Origin of the sequence: Modicisalibacter muralis, from assembly GCF_900102945.1 — a bacterium.
GTDB lineage: Bacteria > Pseudomonadota > Gammaproteobacteria > Pseudomonadales > Halomonadaceae > Modicisalibacter > Modicisalibacter muralis.
Window position 1 is genome coordinate 357,177 of the sequence record NZ_FNGI01000001.1, and the last position, 13,879, is coordinate 371,055.

Sequence of the window (13,879 nt, forward strand, 5' to 3'; positions counted from 1 at the left end):
CGCAGGAGAAAACGATGAGCGATACCTCGACCGATCTCGATGAGCTGCGTGAACGCATCGACCGCATCGACGGCGATATTCTGCGCCTGATCAGTGAGCGTGCCGATTGTGCGCAGCGGGTTGCGCGGGTCAAGAGTGCTGTCGATCCTCAGGCGGTGTTCTATCGCCCCGAGCGCGAGGCGCAGGTACTACGCCGCATCATGGCACTGAATAGCGGCCCGCTCGATGCCGAGGAGATGGCTCGGCTGTTTCGCGAGATCATGTCCGCCTGCCTGGCACTGGAACAGCCGGTCAAGGTCGCCTATCTGGGGCCGGAGGGGACCTTTACCCAGCAGGCGGCGCTCAAGCATTTCGGCGAGAGTGCCAAGAGCCTGCCGATGGCGGCCATCGACGAGGTGTTTCGCGAGGTCGAAGCCGGCGCGGCCAACTATGGCGTGGTGCCGGTGGAAAACTCCACCGAGGGGGTCATCAACCATACCCTCGATTCCTTCATGGACTCGTCGATGCGTATCTGTGGCGAGGTGGTGCTGCGCATCCATCATCATCTGCTGGTGGCCGGCACCACGCGCAAAGACAAGATTTCACGCATCTATTCCCACCCACAGTCCTTCGCCCAGTGTCGCAAGTGGCTGGATTCCCATTACCCCCAGGCCGAGCGCGTGCCGGTATCGTCCAACGCCGAGGCTGCGCGACTGGTCAAGACCGAGTGGCATAGCGCCGCCATCGCCGGCGACATGGCGGCCAAGCTCTATGAGCTGGAGAGAGTCGCCGAAAAGATCGAGGATCGCCCCGACAACTCGACGCGCTTCTTGATTATCGGCAACCAGGACATACCGCTGTCCGGCGACGACAAGACCTCGCTAGTCGTGGCGATGCGCAATCAGCCCGGCGCGCTGCACGATCTATTGGAGCCGTTTCATCGTCACCAGATCGATCTGACCCGCCTGGAGACGCGACCCTCGCGCACCGGGGTTTGGAATTACGTGTTCTTCATCGACTTCAAGGGGCATCGCGATCAGCCCGAAGTCGACGCGGTGCTCGAGGAAGTCCGCCTGCGCGCCGCCGAGATCAAGGTATTGGGCTCGTACCCGCAGGGTGTGCTCTAGGTATGCCGGTGGACCCTTTGCGAGACGCCAGCGGTGTCGATGAGCCACGCATTCTGATCGTCGGCCTGGGATTGATCGGTGGCTCGCTGGCCGCCGCGCTCAAGGCCGCCGGCTTCGGCGGCGAGATCGTCGCCTGTGATCCCGACGCCGATGAAATCGAACGCGGCATCGGCATGGGCGTGATCGACGCCGGCGGCGGCGAGCTTGCCACGCTGGTTCCCGGCAGTTCGCTGATCGTGCTGGCGGTGCCGGTGCTGGCGATGGAGTCGGTGATGCGCGAGCTGGCGCCATTGCTTGACGAGCAGGTGCTGACCGATGTGGGCAGCACCAAGATGGCGATTCGGCGCGCCGCCGAACGGGTCTTCGGCGCGCTGCCGGCGCGTTTCGTGTTGGGTCACCCGATTGCCGGCTCGGAAAAGACCGGAGTGGCGGCGTCCAACGCCGATCTTTATCGTCGTCACAAGGTGATTCTCACTCCCGAACCGGATACCGATCGCGACGCCATGGCCCGGGTGCGGGCGCTTTGGAACGCTTGCGCCGCCGACGTGCTGGAAATGGATGTCGAACGCCACGATCAGGTGCTGGCACGCACCAGCCATCTACCGCATCTGTTGGCGTTTTCGCTGGTCGATACCCTGGCGCGCCAGGACGAGCGACTGGATATTTTTCGCTACGCGGCGGGCGGCTTTCGCGATTTCACGCGTATCGCCGGTAGCGACCCGGTGATGTGGCGCGACATCTTCATCGCCAACCGTGATGCGGTGCTCTCGGCGCTGGACGATTTCGAAGCCGGTGTCACCCGCTTGCGAAGCGCAGTGGCCGCCGGCGATGGCGACAGGCTATTGGCGACGTTCGATCGCGCCAGTCACGCCCGGCACTATTTCGATACCCTTTTGAACCAGACGAGATATCAGGCGATGGAACAACGCAATGTCCGTTACCGGGTCAGCCCGGGTGGCAACGTCAGCGGCGCTATCCGCGTGCCCGGCGACAAATCGATTTCGCACCGCTCGATCATGCTGGGCGCACTTGCCGAGGGTGTCACCCAGGTTCAGGGCTTTCTCGAAGGCGAGGACAGCCTGGCCACGTTGCAGGCCTTTCGTGAGATGGGCGTGGCCATCGAAGGCCCGCACCAGGGCCGGGTAACCATTCATGGTGTCGGCATGCACGGCTTGAAAAAGCCCGCCGGGTCGCTCTACGTTGGCAACTCCGGTACTGCCATGCGCCTCTTCACCGGATTGTTGGCCGGGCAGGCCTTCGATACCGAGCTGACCGGCGACGCCTCGTTGACCAAGCGCCCCATGGACCGCGTGGCCAAGCCGCTGCGCCAGATGGGCGCGGTGATCGATACCGCCGAAGGCGGCCGGCCGCCACTCAGGATCCAGGGCGGCCAATCGCTCAAGGGCATCGATTACGACATGCCGATGGCCAGCGCTCAGGTCAAATCCTGCCTGCTGCTGGCGGGCCTGTACGCCGAGGGTGAAACGCGCGTGCGCGAACCGGCGCCGACTCGCGATCACACCGAGCGCATGCTCAATGGCTTCGGCTATCCGGTCGGCCGTGAAGGCGACGTGGCCTGGCTCAACGGTGGCGGCCGGTTATCCGCTGGGCCGATCGACGTGCCGTCGGATATTTCGTCGGCGACGTTCTTCCTGGTCGCCGCCGCGATCACCCCGGATTCGGACCTGGTGCTCGAGCATGTCGGCATCAATCCGACGCGTATCGGCGTGATCAACATTCTCAAGGCGATGGGCGCGGATATCGAATTGCTCGACGAGCATGAAGTCGGCGGCGAGCCGGTCTCCAATCTGCGTATCCGTTATGCGCCGCTCAGGGGCATCGATATTCCCGTCGATCAGGTGCCGCTGGCGATCGATGAGTTTCCGGCGCTATTCATTGCCGCCGCCAACGCCGAAGGCACCACGCGTCTGCGCGGCGCCGAAGAGCTGCGCGTCAAGGAATCCGATCGCCTGCAGGCAATGGCCGATGGCCTCGGCGTACTCGGCGTCGCCAATACGCTATACGCAGACGGCATCGACATCGTTGGCCGTCTTGAAGGTGAGGGAAGCGACGGCCCCAGCTACGCTGGCGGGCACATTGACAGCCTGGGCGATCACCGTATCGCCATGGCGTTTACTGTCGCGGGCCTGCGCGCGAGTGGTGAGATCGTCATCGACGATTGCGCCAACGTGGCGACGTCGTTTCCCGACTTTGTCGGCTTGGCGTGCCGTGTCGGCCTGGGCGTGAATGAGGAGGGCGCATGACAGAAAGTGTGAATAGCCATGCGCAGGCGCCGGTACTGGCCATCGACGGCCCTGGTGGTGCCGGTAAGGGCACCGTCAGCCGGCTGATCGCCGAGCGACTGGGCTGGCATCTACTCGACTCCGGCGCGCTTTATCGTCTGACCGCCCAGGCGGCGGTGCGCCACGCGGTGGCCTTGAACGACGAATCGGCGCTGGCGCAATTGGCCGCAACGCTGGACGTGGCTTTTCTTGCCGAACAGGGTTCGGCGCGGGTGCTGCTCGAAGGCGAGGATGTCAGCGCGGCGATTCGCACCGAGCAGGCCGGCGAGCGAGCATCGCAGGTCGCGGCGCTACCCGCGGTGCGCGGCGCACTGTTGGCGCGCCAGCGCGACTTCCAAAAGCCGCCGGGGCTGGTCGCCGATGGACGCGACATGGGCACGGTGGTTTTCCCCGGCGCGGCGCTGAAAATCTTCCTCACCGCCTCGGCCGAAGAGCGTGCCCGGCGGCGTTTCCTTCAGTTGCAGAGGGCCGGTGTAGATGCTAGTCTACCGAGTCTTTTGAAAGAGATTGAGACTCGAGATGCGCGCGATATGCAGCGTGCGGTGGCCCCGCTAAAGCCGGCAGACGATGCCGTCGAGCTGGACACCACCGAGTTGGCGATACCGGACGTAGTGGATCGCATCCAGAAGCTTCTCGCTGATTCGGGCCTTGCGCCCTCGGTCTGAGGCCTCGGTGAGACGACACATCCGGAGCTCCCGGCAAGATGTCATGACGTGGCCCGGCAAACACCTGAAAGCCGGCCCAGGTCGAACCAGCGCCAACATCCCCGGGGACATGTGGATTAGGCCCGCGCTCGCTGGTGGCGCGGAGAAGGCGACAACCGCCATTTAACGTTGATCATGTAGGATGCTCATGAGCGAAAGCTTTGCTGAACTGTTTGAACAGTCTCTCCAGGACATCAATATGGAACCCGGTGCCATCGTCATGGCGACCGTGGTGGATATCGATGGCGACTGGATTACCGTCAACGCCGGCCTGAAGTCCGAAGGGCAGATTCCCGCTGCTCAGTTCAAGGACGACAACGGCCAGTTGAACATCAGTATCGGTGACGAAGTCAAGGTCGCGTTGGAAGCCGTGGAAGACGGTTTCGGCGAAACCCGCCTGTCCCGCGAGAAGGCCAAGCGCGCCGAAGCGTGGAAGGAACTGGAAGCGGCCTTCGAGAAGGACGAGATCGTCAAGGGCGTGATCAACGGTAAGGTCAAGGGCGGTTTCACCGTCGACGTGGCGACCATTCGCGCTTTCCTGCCGGGCTCCCTGGTGGATGTGCGTCCGGTGCGCGATACCGCGCACCTGGAAAACAAAGAGCTCGACTTCAAGGTCATCAAGCTCGATCCCAAGCGCAACAACGTGGTCGTTTCGCGTCGTGCCGTGCTCGAAGCCGAGAACAGCGCCGAGCGTGAAGCGCTGCTGGCTACCCTGCAGGAAGGCCAGCAGATCAACGGTATCGTCAAGAACCTGACCGACTACGGCGCGTTCGTCGATCTGGGCGGCGTCGATGGCCTGCTGCACATCACCGACATGGCCTGGAAGCGCATCAAGCATCCTTCCGAAATCGTTGCCGTGGGCGACGAGATCAACGTCAAGGTGCTCAAGTTCGACCGCGAGCGCAACCGCGTCTCGCTGGGCCTGAAGCAACTGGGCGAAGATCCTTGGGTCAACATCAAGGACCGTTACCCGGAAGGCATGAAGGTTCATGCCCGCGTCACCAACCTCACCGACTACGGCTGCTTCGCCGAGTTGGAAGAGGGTGTCGAGGGTCTGGTTCACGTCTCGGAAATGGACTGGACCAACAAGAACATCCACCCGTCCAAGGTGGTCCAGGTCGGCGACGAAGTCGAAGTCATGGTGCTGGATATCGACGAGGAGCGTCGTCGTATCTCGCTGGGCATCAAGCAGTGCGCCACCAATCCGTGGGAAGACTTCAACGGCCGCTACAACAAGGGCGACCGCGTTGCCGGTACCATCAAGTCGATCACCGATTTCGGTATCTTCATCGGTCTGGAAGGCGGCATCGACGGCCTGGTGCATTTGTCCGACATCTCCTGGACCGAGACCGGCGAAGAAGCCGTTCGTCAGTTCAAGAAGGGCGACGAGGCCGAAGCGGTCATCCTGTCGATCGACCCGGAGCGCGAGCGTATTTCGCTGGGCATCAAGCAGCTCGAGACCGATCCGGTTTCCGAGTTCCTGGCGGTCAACGACAAGGGCGCCATCGTTACCGGTCGCGTGGTCGAAGTCGATGCCAAGGAAGCCCACGTCGAGTTGGCTACCGATGTCATCGCCGTGCTCAAGGCTTCCGAGATCAGCGCTGATCGCGTCGAAGACGCGCGTAACGTGTTGAACGAAGGCGACAGCGTCGAAGCGCGTATCGTCGGCGTCGATCGCAAGAATCGTGCGATCAACCTGTCGATCAAGGCGAAGGATCAAGCCGAGCCCCGCCGTAGCGCAAGTAAGCCGCGCGAGCAGGAAGTCGAGAGCGGTGGCCCGACCACCATCGGCGACCTGATCAAGCAGCAGATGGGTCAGGACTGATCAGTCCCTTTCAGACGCCCTGAGGCGTCTGAATGAAACAAAAACCGCGACCTCGCTAGAGGTCGCGGTTTTTTTATGATCGGTTTTCCGGTTCGCTGCTCTTCTCGCCTTTTTCTTCGATGGCGCTGAGCAGCCCGCGCAACAAGGATAGTTCCTTGCGCGTCGGCTGCGCACGAGCGAACAGGGCGTGTAGGTGGTCTTCGGTACGCGCGTGTGGCTGAGTCAGGAACCCGATACCTTGCATGACGCGATGCAGATGATCGTGAAAATGCGTTAGCTGCTGTTGGGTGGGCAGGGAGGCGTGGCGAGGCGTTGCTTGCTGGAAATCGCTGCCGGGGAGTTGGCGCCAGGCGCGGAAGATCTCGTGCGACAGCACCTGTACTGCCTGGGAAAGATTGAGCACACCATAATCGGGATTGGCGGGGATGCTCACTTGATGCGTGCAGCAGCGAATTTCATCGTTGGTCAATCCGAAGCGTTCGCGACCGAACACCAGCGCCACAGGCCCTTGCTCGGCATTGGCCATGGCGGCGTTGGCCATCTCGTCCGGCTCATCGAAATGCGGCAGCGGCAGGTTGCGCAGGCGGGCGCTGGCACCGATCACCTGGACGCAATCGTCGACCGCCTCGGCCAGTGAGCCAACCACATGCGCATTGGCAAGCACATCGTCGGCGCCGGCGGCGAGTTGGCTGGCTTGGTCATCGGGAAAGCGGCGGGGATTGACCAGCGTAAGCCGGGTCAGCCCCATGGTTTTCATGGCGCGGGCACTGGCGCCGATATTGCCAGGGTGAAACGTCTGAACGAGCACGATGCGGATATTGGAGAGCATGGCGGTTTAACAGGGTTGCCGTGATGGATGCGAGAGATGGAGAGTGTACCCAGTCCAGAGATGAGCTGTAAGCCATAAGCTGTAAGATCGCCGCTTCGCGGCTGGAAGAAAGAAGGGAGAAGAGGAAAGGAAGGTCGGCCTGCGGTTCCTAAGCGTGTTCATTGCCACCTTGGAAGCCTAAAGAAGAAAGCCCCGCTGGCGAAGAGCCAGCGGGGCTTGGGTCAGGCTGAGCCTGGAAGGTAGGGCTGGCTTACATCATGCCGCCCATGCCACCCATTCCGCCCATGTCCGGAGCGGCTTCCTTCTCTTCCGGATCTTCGGCGATCATGGCTTCGGTGGTGATCATCAGACCAGCCACGGAGCCCGCGGACTGCAGCGCGCTACGGGTGACCTTGGCCGGGTCGAGTACACCCATTTCGAACAGGTCGCCGTACTCGCCGGTCTGGGCGTTGTAGCCGTGGTTGCCTTCGCTGTCCTTGATGCGGTTGACGATGACGGAGGCTTCTTCACCGGCGTTGGTGACGATCTGACGCAGCGGCGACTCCATGGCGCGCAGCGCGATGGCGATGCCGTGAGTCTGATCTTCGTTATCGCCCTTGAGCTCCTTGAGCTGGGTCAACACACGAATCAGCGCGGTACCGCCGCCAGGCACGACACCTTCTTCGACGGCTGCACGAGTGGAGTGCAGGGCGTCTTCGACGCGGGCCTTCTTCTCTTTCATCTCGACTTCAGTAGCGGCGCCCACGCGAATGACGGCAACGCCGCCAGCCAGCTTGGCGACACGCTCCTGAAGCTTCTCGCGATCGTAGTCGGAAGAGGTGTCTTCGATCTGGGCGCGGATCTGGCTGACACGCGCTTCGATATCGCCTTCGACGCCAGCGCCATCGATGATGGTGGTGTTTTCCTTGGACATGGTGATGCGCTTGGCATTGCCCAGGTGATCCAGGTTGGCCTGCTCGAGTGTCAAGCCGACTTCCTCGGAGATCACTGTGCCACCGGTGAGGATGGCGATGTCCTGCAGCATGGCCTTGCGACGATCGCCGAAACCGGGCGCCTTGGCGGCGGCGACCTTGACGATGCCGCGCATGTTGTTGACCACCAGCGTGGCTAGCGCTTCGCCTTCGATGTCTTCGGAAATGATCACCAGCGGCTTGCCAGCCTTGGCGACGCTTTCCAGCACCGGGAGCAGTTCACGGATGTTGGAGATCTTCTTGTCGACCAGCAACAGGAGCGGGTCTTCCAGCTCGACCGCCATGGTGTCCTGATTGGTCACGAAGTACGGTGACAGATAGCCGCGGTCGAACTGCATGCCTTCGACGACTTCCAGCTCGTCTTCGAAGCCACGGCCTTCATCGACGGTGATAACGCCTTCCTTGCCGACCTTCTCCATCGCTTCAGCGATGATCTGGCCAATGCGCGCGTCGCCGTTGGCGGAGATGGTGCCGACCTGGGCGATGGCCTTGGAGTCGGTGCAGGGCACGGCCAGCTTCTCGATTTCCTTGACCGCCGCGATGACCGCCTGGTCGATGCCGCGCTTCAGGTCCATCGGGTTCATGCCGGCAGTGACGCCCTTGAGGCCTTCGTTGACGATGGACTGGGCCAGTACGGTCGCGGTGGTGGTGCCGTCACCGGCGACGTCGGAGGTCTTGGAAGCGACTTCCTTGACCATTTGCGCGCCCATGTTCTCGAACTTGTCCTTGAGTTCGATTTCCTTGGCGACGGAAACGCCGTCCTTGGTCACGGTCGGTGCGCCAAAGGATTTTTCCAGTACCACGTTGCGGCCTTTCGGGCCCAGCGTCGCTTTGACCGCGTCGGCAAGAACGTTGACACCACGCGCCATGCGCTTACGAGCGTCGTCTGAGAACTTGATTTGTTTCGCTGCCATTGTCGTTGCTTCCTGAATCAGTGCTAAAAACGAGGTTCGGAGTAAGAAGCGGGGCGATGCCTGCCGCTAATCAGCCTTCCACCACGGCAAGAATATCGGACTCGCTCATGATCAAGACTTCTTCGCCGTCGATCTTCTGCTTCTCGACGCCAAAGCCTTCCTTGAAAATGACGCTGTCGCCGACTTTGACGTCCAGCGGACGCACTTCGCCGTTGTCGAGAATCCGGCCGTTACCGACGGCGAGGATTTCGCCACGAGTCGGTTTTTCCTGGGCATTGCCCGGGAGCACGATGCCGCCAGCAGTTTTCTGTTCTTCTTCCACGCGACGGACGACGACGCGATCGTGCAAGGGACGGATGTTCATTGCTCACGTTCTCCTGATGGTTACATGACTAAGCGCATAATCCCTGTTGAGCCGAGCTCCAGGGTGGAGGGTCGAAACCCTCCATTGTCAATGGCCAATGGCGTTATGCCCATCGACCGAAACCGGTTTACTGATCCCCTTGATGGGGCCGCGTATAGCCCTTTCAAGGGCTTTGCACGAAAAATTTTTTCAGTGACGAGGCTCATCCTTGGCGATGAAGTCGCCCTCGATGGGTGAGGTATTTTCCGGTCCGTGTCCTGGGCTTTCGTCACGTCGGTTTTCGTTGGCGTTTCGGCTGTCCGGGTTCCAGCCGTCGGTGCCGTGTCGGTAGTGCGAGGAGGCGCCGAAGCCGCGAACCTTGGAAGGAAGCCGCGTGAGCAATCTGCCCAGCAGGCGGCGCGAGACAGGCAGCAGGCACATCAGGCCAAGGGTGTCGGAGAGAAAGCCCGGCGCTATCAGGAGCGCGCCACCGAAGATCAGCGCGGCGCCGGTCATCAGCTCATTCGAGGGAATTTCGCCTTGCTCCAGGCGCTGTTGGGCACGCCGCAAGGTCGCGACGCCCTCGCGGCGCACCAGATGTAGGCCCACAAAGCCGGTAGCGACAATCAGCAGCAAGGTCGTCAGCAAGCCGATCTCGGAGCCGATGGCAAACAGGACGATAAAATCCAGCAGGGCGAACAAGGTAAAGACGATGAGTAGTGGCATGGTAACTCCGGATCGCGTTATTACCTGCAAAAATGGAGGCTGTGCGCTGAAATGCAAGGCTTGGGTATCCATTTGGTACGCCGCTGTCATGCGTCGATGGTCCAGTATCGGATGAGATGCTATGTTCGTTATATTGCAGTGCACAATTAGGAAGAGTTGGAGGGTATGGCATGCAACTGAAGGGCTCGGTAATTGCGATTACGGGCGGCGCTCGTGGCTTGGGCCTGGCCATGGCGCAGAGTCTCGGCGAGCGTGGCGCACGGTTGGCGCTCATCGATCTGGAAAGCGATGCGCTGGATCAGGCCGTCGGGGCGTTAGGCGAAGCCGGGCTCGATGCTCGGGCGTTCGTTGCCAACGTGGCCGACGAGACATCGGTCGTCGATGTCTTCGCCGCGATTCACGAGTGGATGGGGCCGATCAGCGGGCTGGTCAACAACGCCGGTATCACGCGTGACGGCCTGTTGGTCAAGGCCAAGGACGGTCGAGTCGAGAAGATCATGTCGCTGGCCGAATGGCAGCAGGTGGTCGATGTCAATCTGACCGGGGTATTTCTATGTGGTCGCGAGGCGGCCAGTCAGATGGTGGCGGCGAGACACAAGGGTGTGATCGTCAATATCTCGAGTATTTCACGCGCCGGCAACATGGGGCAGAGCAACTATGCCGCCGCCAAGGCTGGCGTCGTGGCCTTGACCGTCACCTGGGCCAAGGAGTTGGCGCGACATGGTATCCGTGTCGGCGCGGTGGCGCCGGGTTTCATTGAAACCGAAATGACCGCTTCGATGCGTCCCGACATTCTCGAAAAGCTTGCCAAGGGTATTCCGCTGGGACGCCTCGGCCAGCCGGAAAACATCGCTGATAGCGTGCGTTTCATTTTCGAGAATGCTTACTTCAGTGGACGGGTCATCGAGTGTGATGGCGGGCTGCGTATCTAAGGAATCACCATGTATTGGCTATTTCTTCAGCAATCCTTGGGGTAGCGGGGCTGGGGGCCGATACATGATGGCTTCAGCTACGCGATATGCCATCCATGGCATGCCTCTTCCATAACATGACGCGTCGCTCAGAACGCGACGCGGTCGCGCAACCCTTCGATGGTAGCGGCACCGATACCGTTGACGCGATCGAGATCGTCGGCGCTCTTGTAGGGGCCATTGGCAGCGCGATCGGCAACGATGGCCTGCGCCTTGGTGCTACCGATGCCAGGGAGCTGGGCCAGCGTTTCCACCTCGGCGGTGTTGACGTTTACGGTGGCGGCCTCCTGGGCCAGCACCAGCGGAGCGATACCGAGCAGCAAGCTGAATGTCAGCGCTTTGAAGATTGTTCTCATCGTGTTTCCTTGCCGATTTAGAGGAGCCTTGTTACAGACTGTTCCACACTAGAGAGGAAACACGACGTTGTGTAGCGAGATTGCCGATAGTTTGTGTAAGAGATTGCCGCTTTATAGCCGGAGATATTGCTTACACGGTGACTTCGTCTGACGACACGCGTGCATTAAGCGTGATGGCTCGGGCTGATATACTGGCGCAAAAACCGGCTACCGGAGCCTTCATGCCTTCTCCCGAATCTCCTCTGATCATTGCTCTCGATTACCCATCGCTGGATGCTGCGCTGTGCATGGCCGATCGTCTCGACCCTCGGCGTTGCCGGGTCAAGGTCGGCAAGGAGCTTTTCACTCGCAGCGGCCCTGACGTACTCGAGGCCCTGCATGGACGTGGCTTCGAGGTGTTTCTCGATCTCAAGTTTCATGACATACCCAATACCGTGGCGGGCGCCGTTCAGGCTGCCGCGGAGCAGGGCGTGTGGATGGTCAATGTGCATGCCGGGGGTGGGCGGCGGATGATGGAGGCCGCAAGCGAATGCCTGAAGCGGCATGGCCTGCACACGCATCTGATCGCGGTAACGGTGCTGACCAGCATGGAGCGAGTGGATTTGGCCGAAATCGGGCTGGATATCGAACCACTGGAGCAGGTCGAGCGATTGGCTCGCCTGGCCCAGCAAAGCGGCATGGCCGGTGTGGTTAGTTCGGCGCGGGAATCCGCTCGGGTGCGCGAGCTATGCGGCGATGACTTCCTCAAGGTGACACCGGGCATCCGGCCGTCATTCGCCGGCGTTGGCGATCAGCGCCGCGTGCTGACACCGGCGGACGCCATGGCTGCTGGTAGCACGCATCTGGTGATTGGTCGACCGGTGACCCAGGCCGACGACCCGATGGCCGCGTTGGAAGCTATCGAGCGCGAACTGATTGACTAGCCGATGGTGTCGTTCATTCGCCTTCCAGGCCGATGATCGGCTTGGTGGCGCCCCAACTGCGGCAGCGCGGGCACTGCCAATGCAATTGCGCGCCAGAGAATCCGCAGCGCTGGCAACGAAAGCGTGGCTGGGCTTCGAGCAGTTTGCCGCTGTGCTGCTTGAGCAGGGCGATACGTTCATGCTGAGCCGGCTCGGCGTCGAGCAGGTACAGGTTTATCAGATAATCGATGCCGCGCAGGCTGGGCGTCGCCGCCAGTTGCTTGCCCACGAATTCAGCCGCGGATACGCTGCCTTCGCGGCGCTCCAGCGATTGCGCCAGCATGATCACGGCGCTGATATGCGGCGTGGCTTGGATCAGTTGATGGAGACAACGCTCCAGGCCATTCTCGTCCTCGAGTTTGAGAAAAGCCGCACGCAACGGCTCGAGGATGATCGGCGTGAAAGCGCGATCCTGTTCGGGAATGCGCCGCAGCAGGCGAATCTCGGCCTTGTAGTTGCCGGCGTCGCGCTCGATCTCGGCCAACAGCCAGTTGGCGCGCACGCAGTGCTCGTCGATGCTCAGGGCCTGGCGTAACCGCTTGCGCGCCAAGGAAGGGCTGGCGGAGCGCAACTCCTGCTGCGCCAGTTCACACAGCCAATGGGGCGCGGCACGGCGCACGGTCTCGTCCTGACGGATAAGTTGCGGAAGCGCGACATCGAGCGCGGATTGCCATTCCCGCTCGCGCTCGAGCAGATCGACCAGCAAGCGCTTGGCCGATTGGCGCATGCCATCGTCGCCGGTGTCGCGCATCAATTGCTGGAGCAGGCGCTCGGCGCGATCGAGCAAGCCAAGATGCAGGAAGTCGCGTGACAGTTCGAGTTGCACCTGATCGCTCTGTCCGGTCGACAGCGTGGGGCGGGCGAGAAGGTTTTGATGGATCTTCACCGCGCGATCGGCTTCGCCGCGTGAGCGGAACAGGTTGCCGAGGGCGATATGCGTTTCGATGGTATCGCTATTGACCTCGATGGCCTGCACGAAGGTCTCGATGGCGCGGTCCGGCTGCTCATTAAGCAGGTAATTGAGGCCCACGAAGTAATCGCGTGAGAGGGTGGCGTGTTGCCGGGTCCGGCCACGAGAGCGTAACGGCTCGCGACGGCCCAGCCACCAGCCAATGGCGATTGCCGCCAACAGCAGGGCCAGCAGCAGCAGATCGGGCATTTAGGGGCTTTCCTTGAACTCCTGAATGCGTAGGCGATCCAGTTCCTTGCGCTGTTGCTGGTTGTGCCGCTGTGCTCGGGTCAGCAGTGCGCGCAGGCGCAGATAGACGCCGCTCATCGCCAGCATGCCGAGTATCACGCCGCAAGCCAGGGCGATGAGTAGCCAAAGCGACAGCGAAGCCGGCGGTAGCTCCACCCAGATCAGGTTCAGTGGCAACGCCTGCTGGTTGTTGACGGCGAAAAGTATGCCGAGCAACAGTACCACCAACAGGATGATGGCCAGCAGCAGACCTTTGAGCCAACGCATAGCGGTTTCCTTTTCGAATTCGGTAGCGGCCGGGCGTCAGTAGCCTAGCGCGCGGCTGGCATTCACCTGCTCGCGCAGTTCCTTGCCCGGCTTGAAGTGTGGCACGAACTTGCCATCCAGATCGACTGGATCGCCGGTTTTGGGATTGCGGCCCAGGCGCGGCTCGCGGTAATGCAGCGAGAAGCTGCCGAAGCCGCGTATCTCGACGCGACCGCCGTCGGCCAAGGCCTCCGTGATGTCGTCGAGAATGATACGTACCGCAGCCTCGACTTCCTTTATCGACAGCTCTGGCTGTCGCATGGCGATCTGCTCGATCAACTCGGATTTAGTCATCGGGTATCTCCGTGCGGCATTGCCGGTAGGCGGCAGGAGCCAAGGTCTTGTTGTTTCGCTCAGCATACTGC

14 protein-coding genes are annotated in these 13,879 nt (G+C 61.5%); 6 read left to right on the forward strand and 8 right to left on the reverse strand.

Annotated features, from left to right (window positions below; translation table 11 throughout):
* Positions 1 to 14 precede the first annotated feature (14 nt).
* The 4 genes from pheA (at position 15) to rpsA (ending at position 5,938) form a co-directional block, all read left to right on the forward strand.
* Positions 15 to 1,106, forward strand: a complete 1,092-nt coding sequence (gene pheA, locus BLR92_RS01645; RefSeq protein ID WP_089724872.1) for a prephenate dehydratase — start codon at positions 15 to 17, stop codon at positions 1,104 to 1,106.
* A gap of 2 nt (positions 1,107 to 1,108) precedes the next feature.
* Positions 1,109 to 3,370, forward strand: coding sequence for a bifunctional prephenate dehydrogenase/3-phosphoshikimate 1-carboxyvinyltransferase (locus BLR92_RS01650; protein ID WP_089724874.1), 2,262 nt, complete (start codon positions 1,109 to 1,111; stop codon positions 3,368 to 3,370).
* Entirely contained in the window at positions 3,367 to 4,074 is a 708-nt protein-coding gene (cmk, locus tag BLR92_RS01655) for a (d)CMP kinase (RefSeq protein ID WP_089724876.1), read from the forward strand. Before BLR92_RS01650 ends, cmk begins: the two co-directional genes overlap by 4 nt.
* A gap of 187 nt (positions 4,075 to 4,261) precedes the next feature.
* Positions 4,262 to 5,938 carry a 30S ribosomal protein S1 gene (rpsA, locus tag BLR92_RS01660; protein ID WP_089724878.1) on the forward strand — a complete coding sequence of 559 codons (1,677 nt, stop codon included), beginning with the start codon at positions 4,262 to 4,264 and terminating at the stop codon, positions 5,936 to 5,938.
* Positions 5,939 to 6,011: 73 nt separating this feature from the next.
* On the opposite strand, the gene BLR92_RS01665 is transcribed toward rpsA, so the two are convergent.
* From BLR92_RS01665 to BLR92_RS01680, 4 genes are all read right to left on the reverse strand, one after another.
* Positions 6,012 to 6,767 (reverse strand): RNA methyltransferase, encoded by a 756-nt coding sequence (locus BLR92_RS01665; protein ID WP_089724880.1) that lies wholly within the window; start codon positions 6,765 to 6,767, stop codon positions 6,012 to 6,014.
* A 250-nt stretch (positions 6,768 to 7,017) separates the two neighbouring features.
* Positions 7,018 to 8,652, reverse strand: coding sequence for a chaperonin GroEL (gene groL, locus BLR92_RS01670; RefSeq protein ID WP_089724882.1), 1,635 nt, complete (start codon positions 8,650 to 8,652; stop codon positions 7,018 to 7,020).
* 70 nt (positions 8,653 to 8,722) lie between these two features.
* Complete coding sequence (locus BLR92_RS01675; protein WP_089724883.1) at positions 8,723 to 9,016, reverse strand: co-chaperone GroES; 294 nt, start codon at positions 9,014 to 9,016, stop codon at positions 8,723 to 8,725.
* A 189-nt stretch (positions 9,017 to 9,205) separates the two neighbouring features.
* Positions 9,206 to 9,721 (reverse strand): FxsA family protein, encoded by a 516-nt coding sequence (locus tag BLR92_RS01680; RefSeq protein WP_089724885.1) that lies wholly within the window; start codon positions 9,719 to 9,721, stop codon positions 9,206 to 9,208.
* A gap of 170 nt (positions 9,722 to 9,891) precedes the next feature.
* Here BLR92_RS01680 and BLR92_RS01685 point away from each other — a divergent pair, with 170 nt between their 5' ends.
* Positions 9,892 to 10,653: an SDR family oxidoreductase gene (locus BLR92_RS01685; RefSeq protein WP_089724887.1), complete on the forward strand. Its 762-nt coding sequence runs from the start codon at positions 9,892 to 9,894 to the stop codon at positions 10,651 to 10,653.
* A 128-nt stretch (positions 10,654 to 10,781) separates the two neighbouring features.
* On the opposite strand, the gene BLR92_RS01690 is transcribed toward BLR92_RS01685, so the two are convergent.
* Positions 10,782 to 11,048, reverse strand: a complete 267-nt coding sequence (locus BLR92_RS01690) for a ComEA family DNA-binding protein (RefSeq protein WP_089724889.1) — start codon at positions 11,046 to 11,048, stop codon at positions 10,782 to 10,784.
* 221 nt (positions 11,049 to 11,269) lie between these two features.
* Here BLR92_RS01690 and pyrF point away from each other — a divergent pair, with 221 nt between their 5' ends.
* Complete coding sequence (gene pyrF / locus BLR92_RS01695) at positions 11,270 to 11,971, forward strand: orotidine-5'-phosphate decarboxylase (RefSeq protein WP_089724891.1); 702 nt, start codon at positions 11,270 to 11,272, stop codon at positions 11,969 to 11,971.
* Between the two features lie 13 nt (positions 11,972 to 11,984).
* Here pyrF and lapB read toward each other — a convergent pair whose 3' ends face one another.
* From lapB to BLR92_RS01710, 3 genes are read right to left on the reverse strand one after another with little or no spacing between them, the layout of a single operon-like run.
* A complete protein-coding gene (gene lapB, locus BLR92_RS01700) occupies positions 11,985 to 13,169 on the reverse strand; it encodes a lipopolysaccharide assembly protein LapB (protein ID WP_089724893.1) in 1,185 nt (394 codons plus the stop codon).
* On the reverse strand, positions 13,170 to 13,475 hold the full coding sequence (locus BLR92_RS01705) for a lipopolysaccharide assembly protein LapA domain-containing protein (RefSeq protein ID WP_089724895.1): 306 nt from the start codon (positions 13,473 to 13,475) through the stop codon (positions 13,170 to 13,172). It abuts the gene before it with no gap.
* 36 nt (positions 13,476 to 13,511) lie between these two features.
* The gene (locus tag BLR92_RS01710; protein ID WP_089724897.1) at positions 13,512 to 13,808 is read right to left on the reverse strand and encodes an integration host factor subunit beta; all 297 of its coding nucleotides are present in this window, start codon (positions 13,806 to 13,808) and stop codon (positions 13,512 to 13,514) included.
* Positions 13,809 to 13,879: the final 71 nt, after the last annotated feature.

Excerpts from the sequence above, each read along its gene's own strand:
- pyrF (WP_089724891.1), top strand. The coding sequence starts at position 11,270 with ATGCCTTCTCCCGAATCTCCTCTGATCATTGCTCTCGATTACCCATCG.
- BLR92_RS01710 (WP_089724897.1), bottom strand. The coding sequence starts at position 13,808 with ATGACTAAATCCGAGTTGATCGAGCAGATCGCCATGCGACAGCCAGAG.
- rpsA (WP_089724878.1), top strand. The coding sequence starts at position 4,262 with ATGAGCGAAAGCTTTGCTGAACTGTTTGAACAGTCTCTCCAGGACATC.
- BLR92_RS01680 (WP_089724885.1), bottom strand. The coding sequence starts at position 9,721 with ATGCCACTACTCATCGTCTTTACCTTGTTCGCCCTGCTGGATTTTATC.
- lapB (WP_089724893.1), bottom strand. The coding sequence starts at position 13,169 with ATGCCCGATCTGCTGCTGCTGGCCCTGCTGTTGGCGGCAATCGCCATT.
- pheA (WP_089724872.1), top strand. The coding sequence starts at position 15 with ATGAGCGATACCTCGACCGATCTCGATGAGCTGCGTGAACGCATCGAC.
- BLR92_RS01650 (WP_089724874.1), top strand. The coding sequence starts at position 1,109 with ATGCCGGTGGACCCTTTGCGAGACGCCAGCGGTGTCGATGAGCCACGC.
- BLR92_RS01685 (WP_089724887.1), top strand. The coding sequence starts at position 9,892 with ATGCAACTGAAGGGCTCGGTAATTGCGATTACGGGCGGCGCTCGTGGC.
- cmk (WP_089724876.1), top strand. The coding sequence starts at position 3,367 with ATGACAGAAAGTGTGAATAGCCATGCGCAGGCGCCGGTACTGGCCATC.
- BLR92_RS01690 (WP_089724889.1), bottom strand. The coding sequence starts at position 11,048 with ATGAGAACAATCTTCAAAGCGCTGACATTCAGCTTGCTGCTCGGTATC.
- BLR92_RS01665 (WP_089724880.1), bottom strand. The coding sequence starts at position 6,767 with ATGCTCTCCAATATCCGCATCGTGCTCGTTCAGACGTTTCACCCTGGC.
- BLR92_RS01705 (WP_089724895.1), bottom strand. The coding sequence starts at position 13,475 with ATGCGTTGGCTCAAAGGTCTGCTGCTGGCCATCATCCTGTTGGTGGTA.
- BLR92_RS01675 (WP_089724883.1), bottom strand. The coding sequence starts at position 9,016 with ATGAACATCCGTCCCTTGCACGATCGCGTCGTCGTCCGTCGCGTGGAA.
- groL (WP_089724882.1), bottom strand. The coding sequence starts at position 8,652 with ATGGCAGCGAAACAAATCAAGTTCTCAGACGACGCTCGTAAGCGCATG.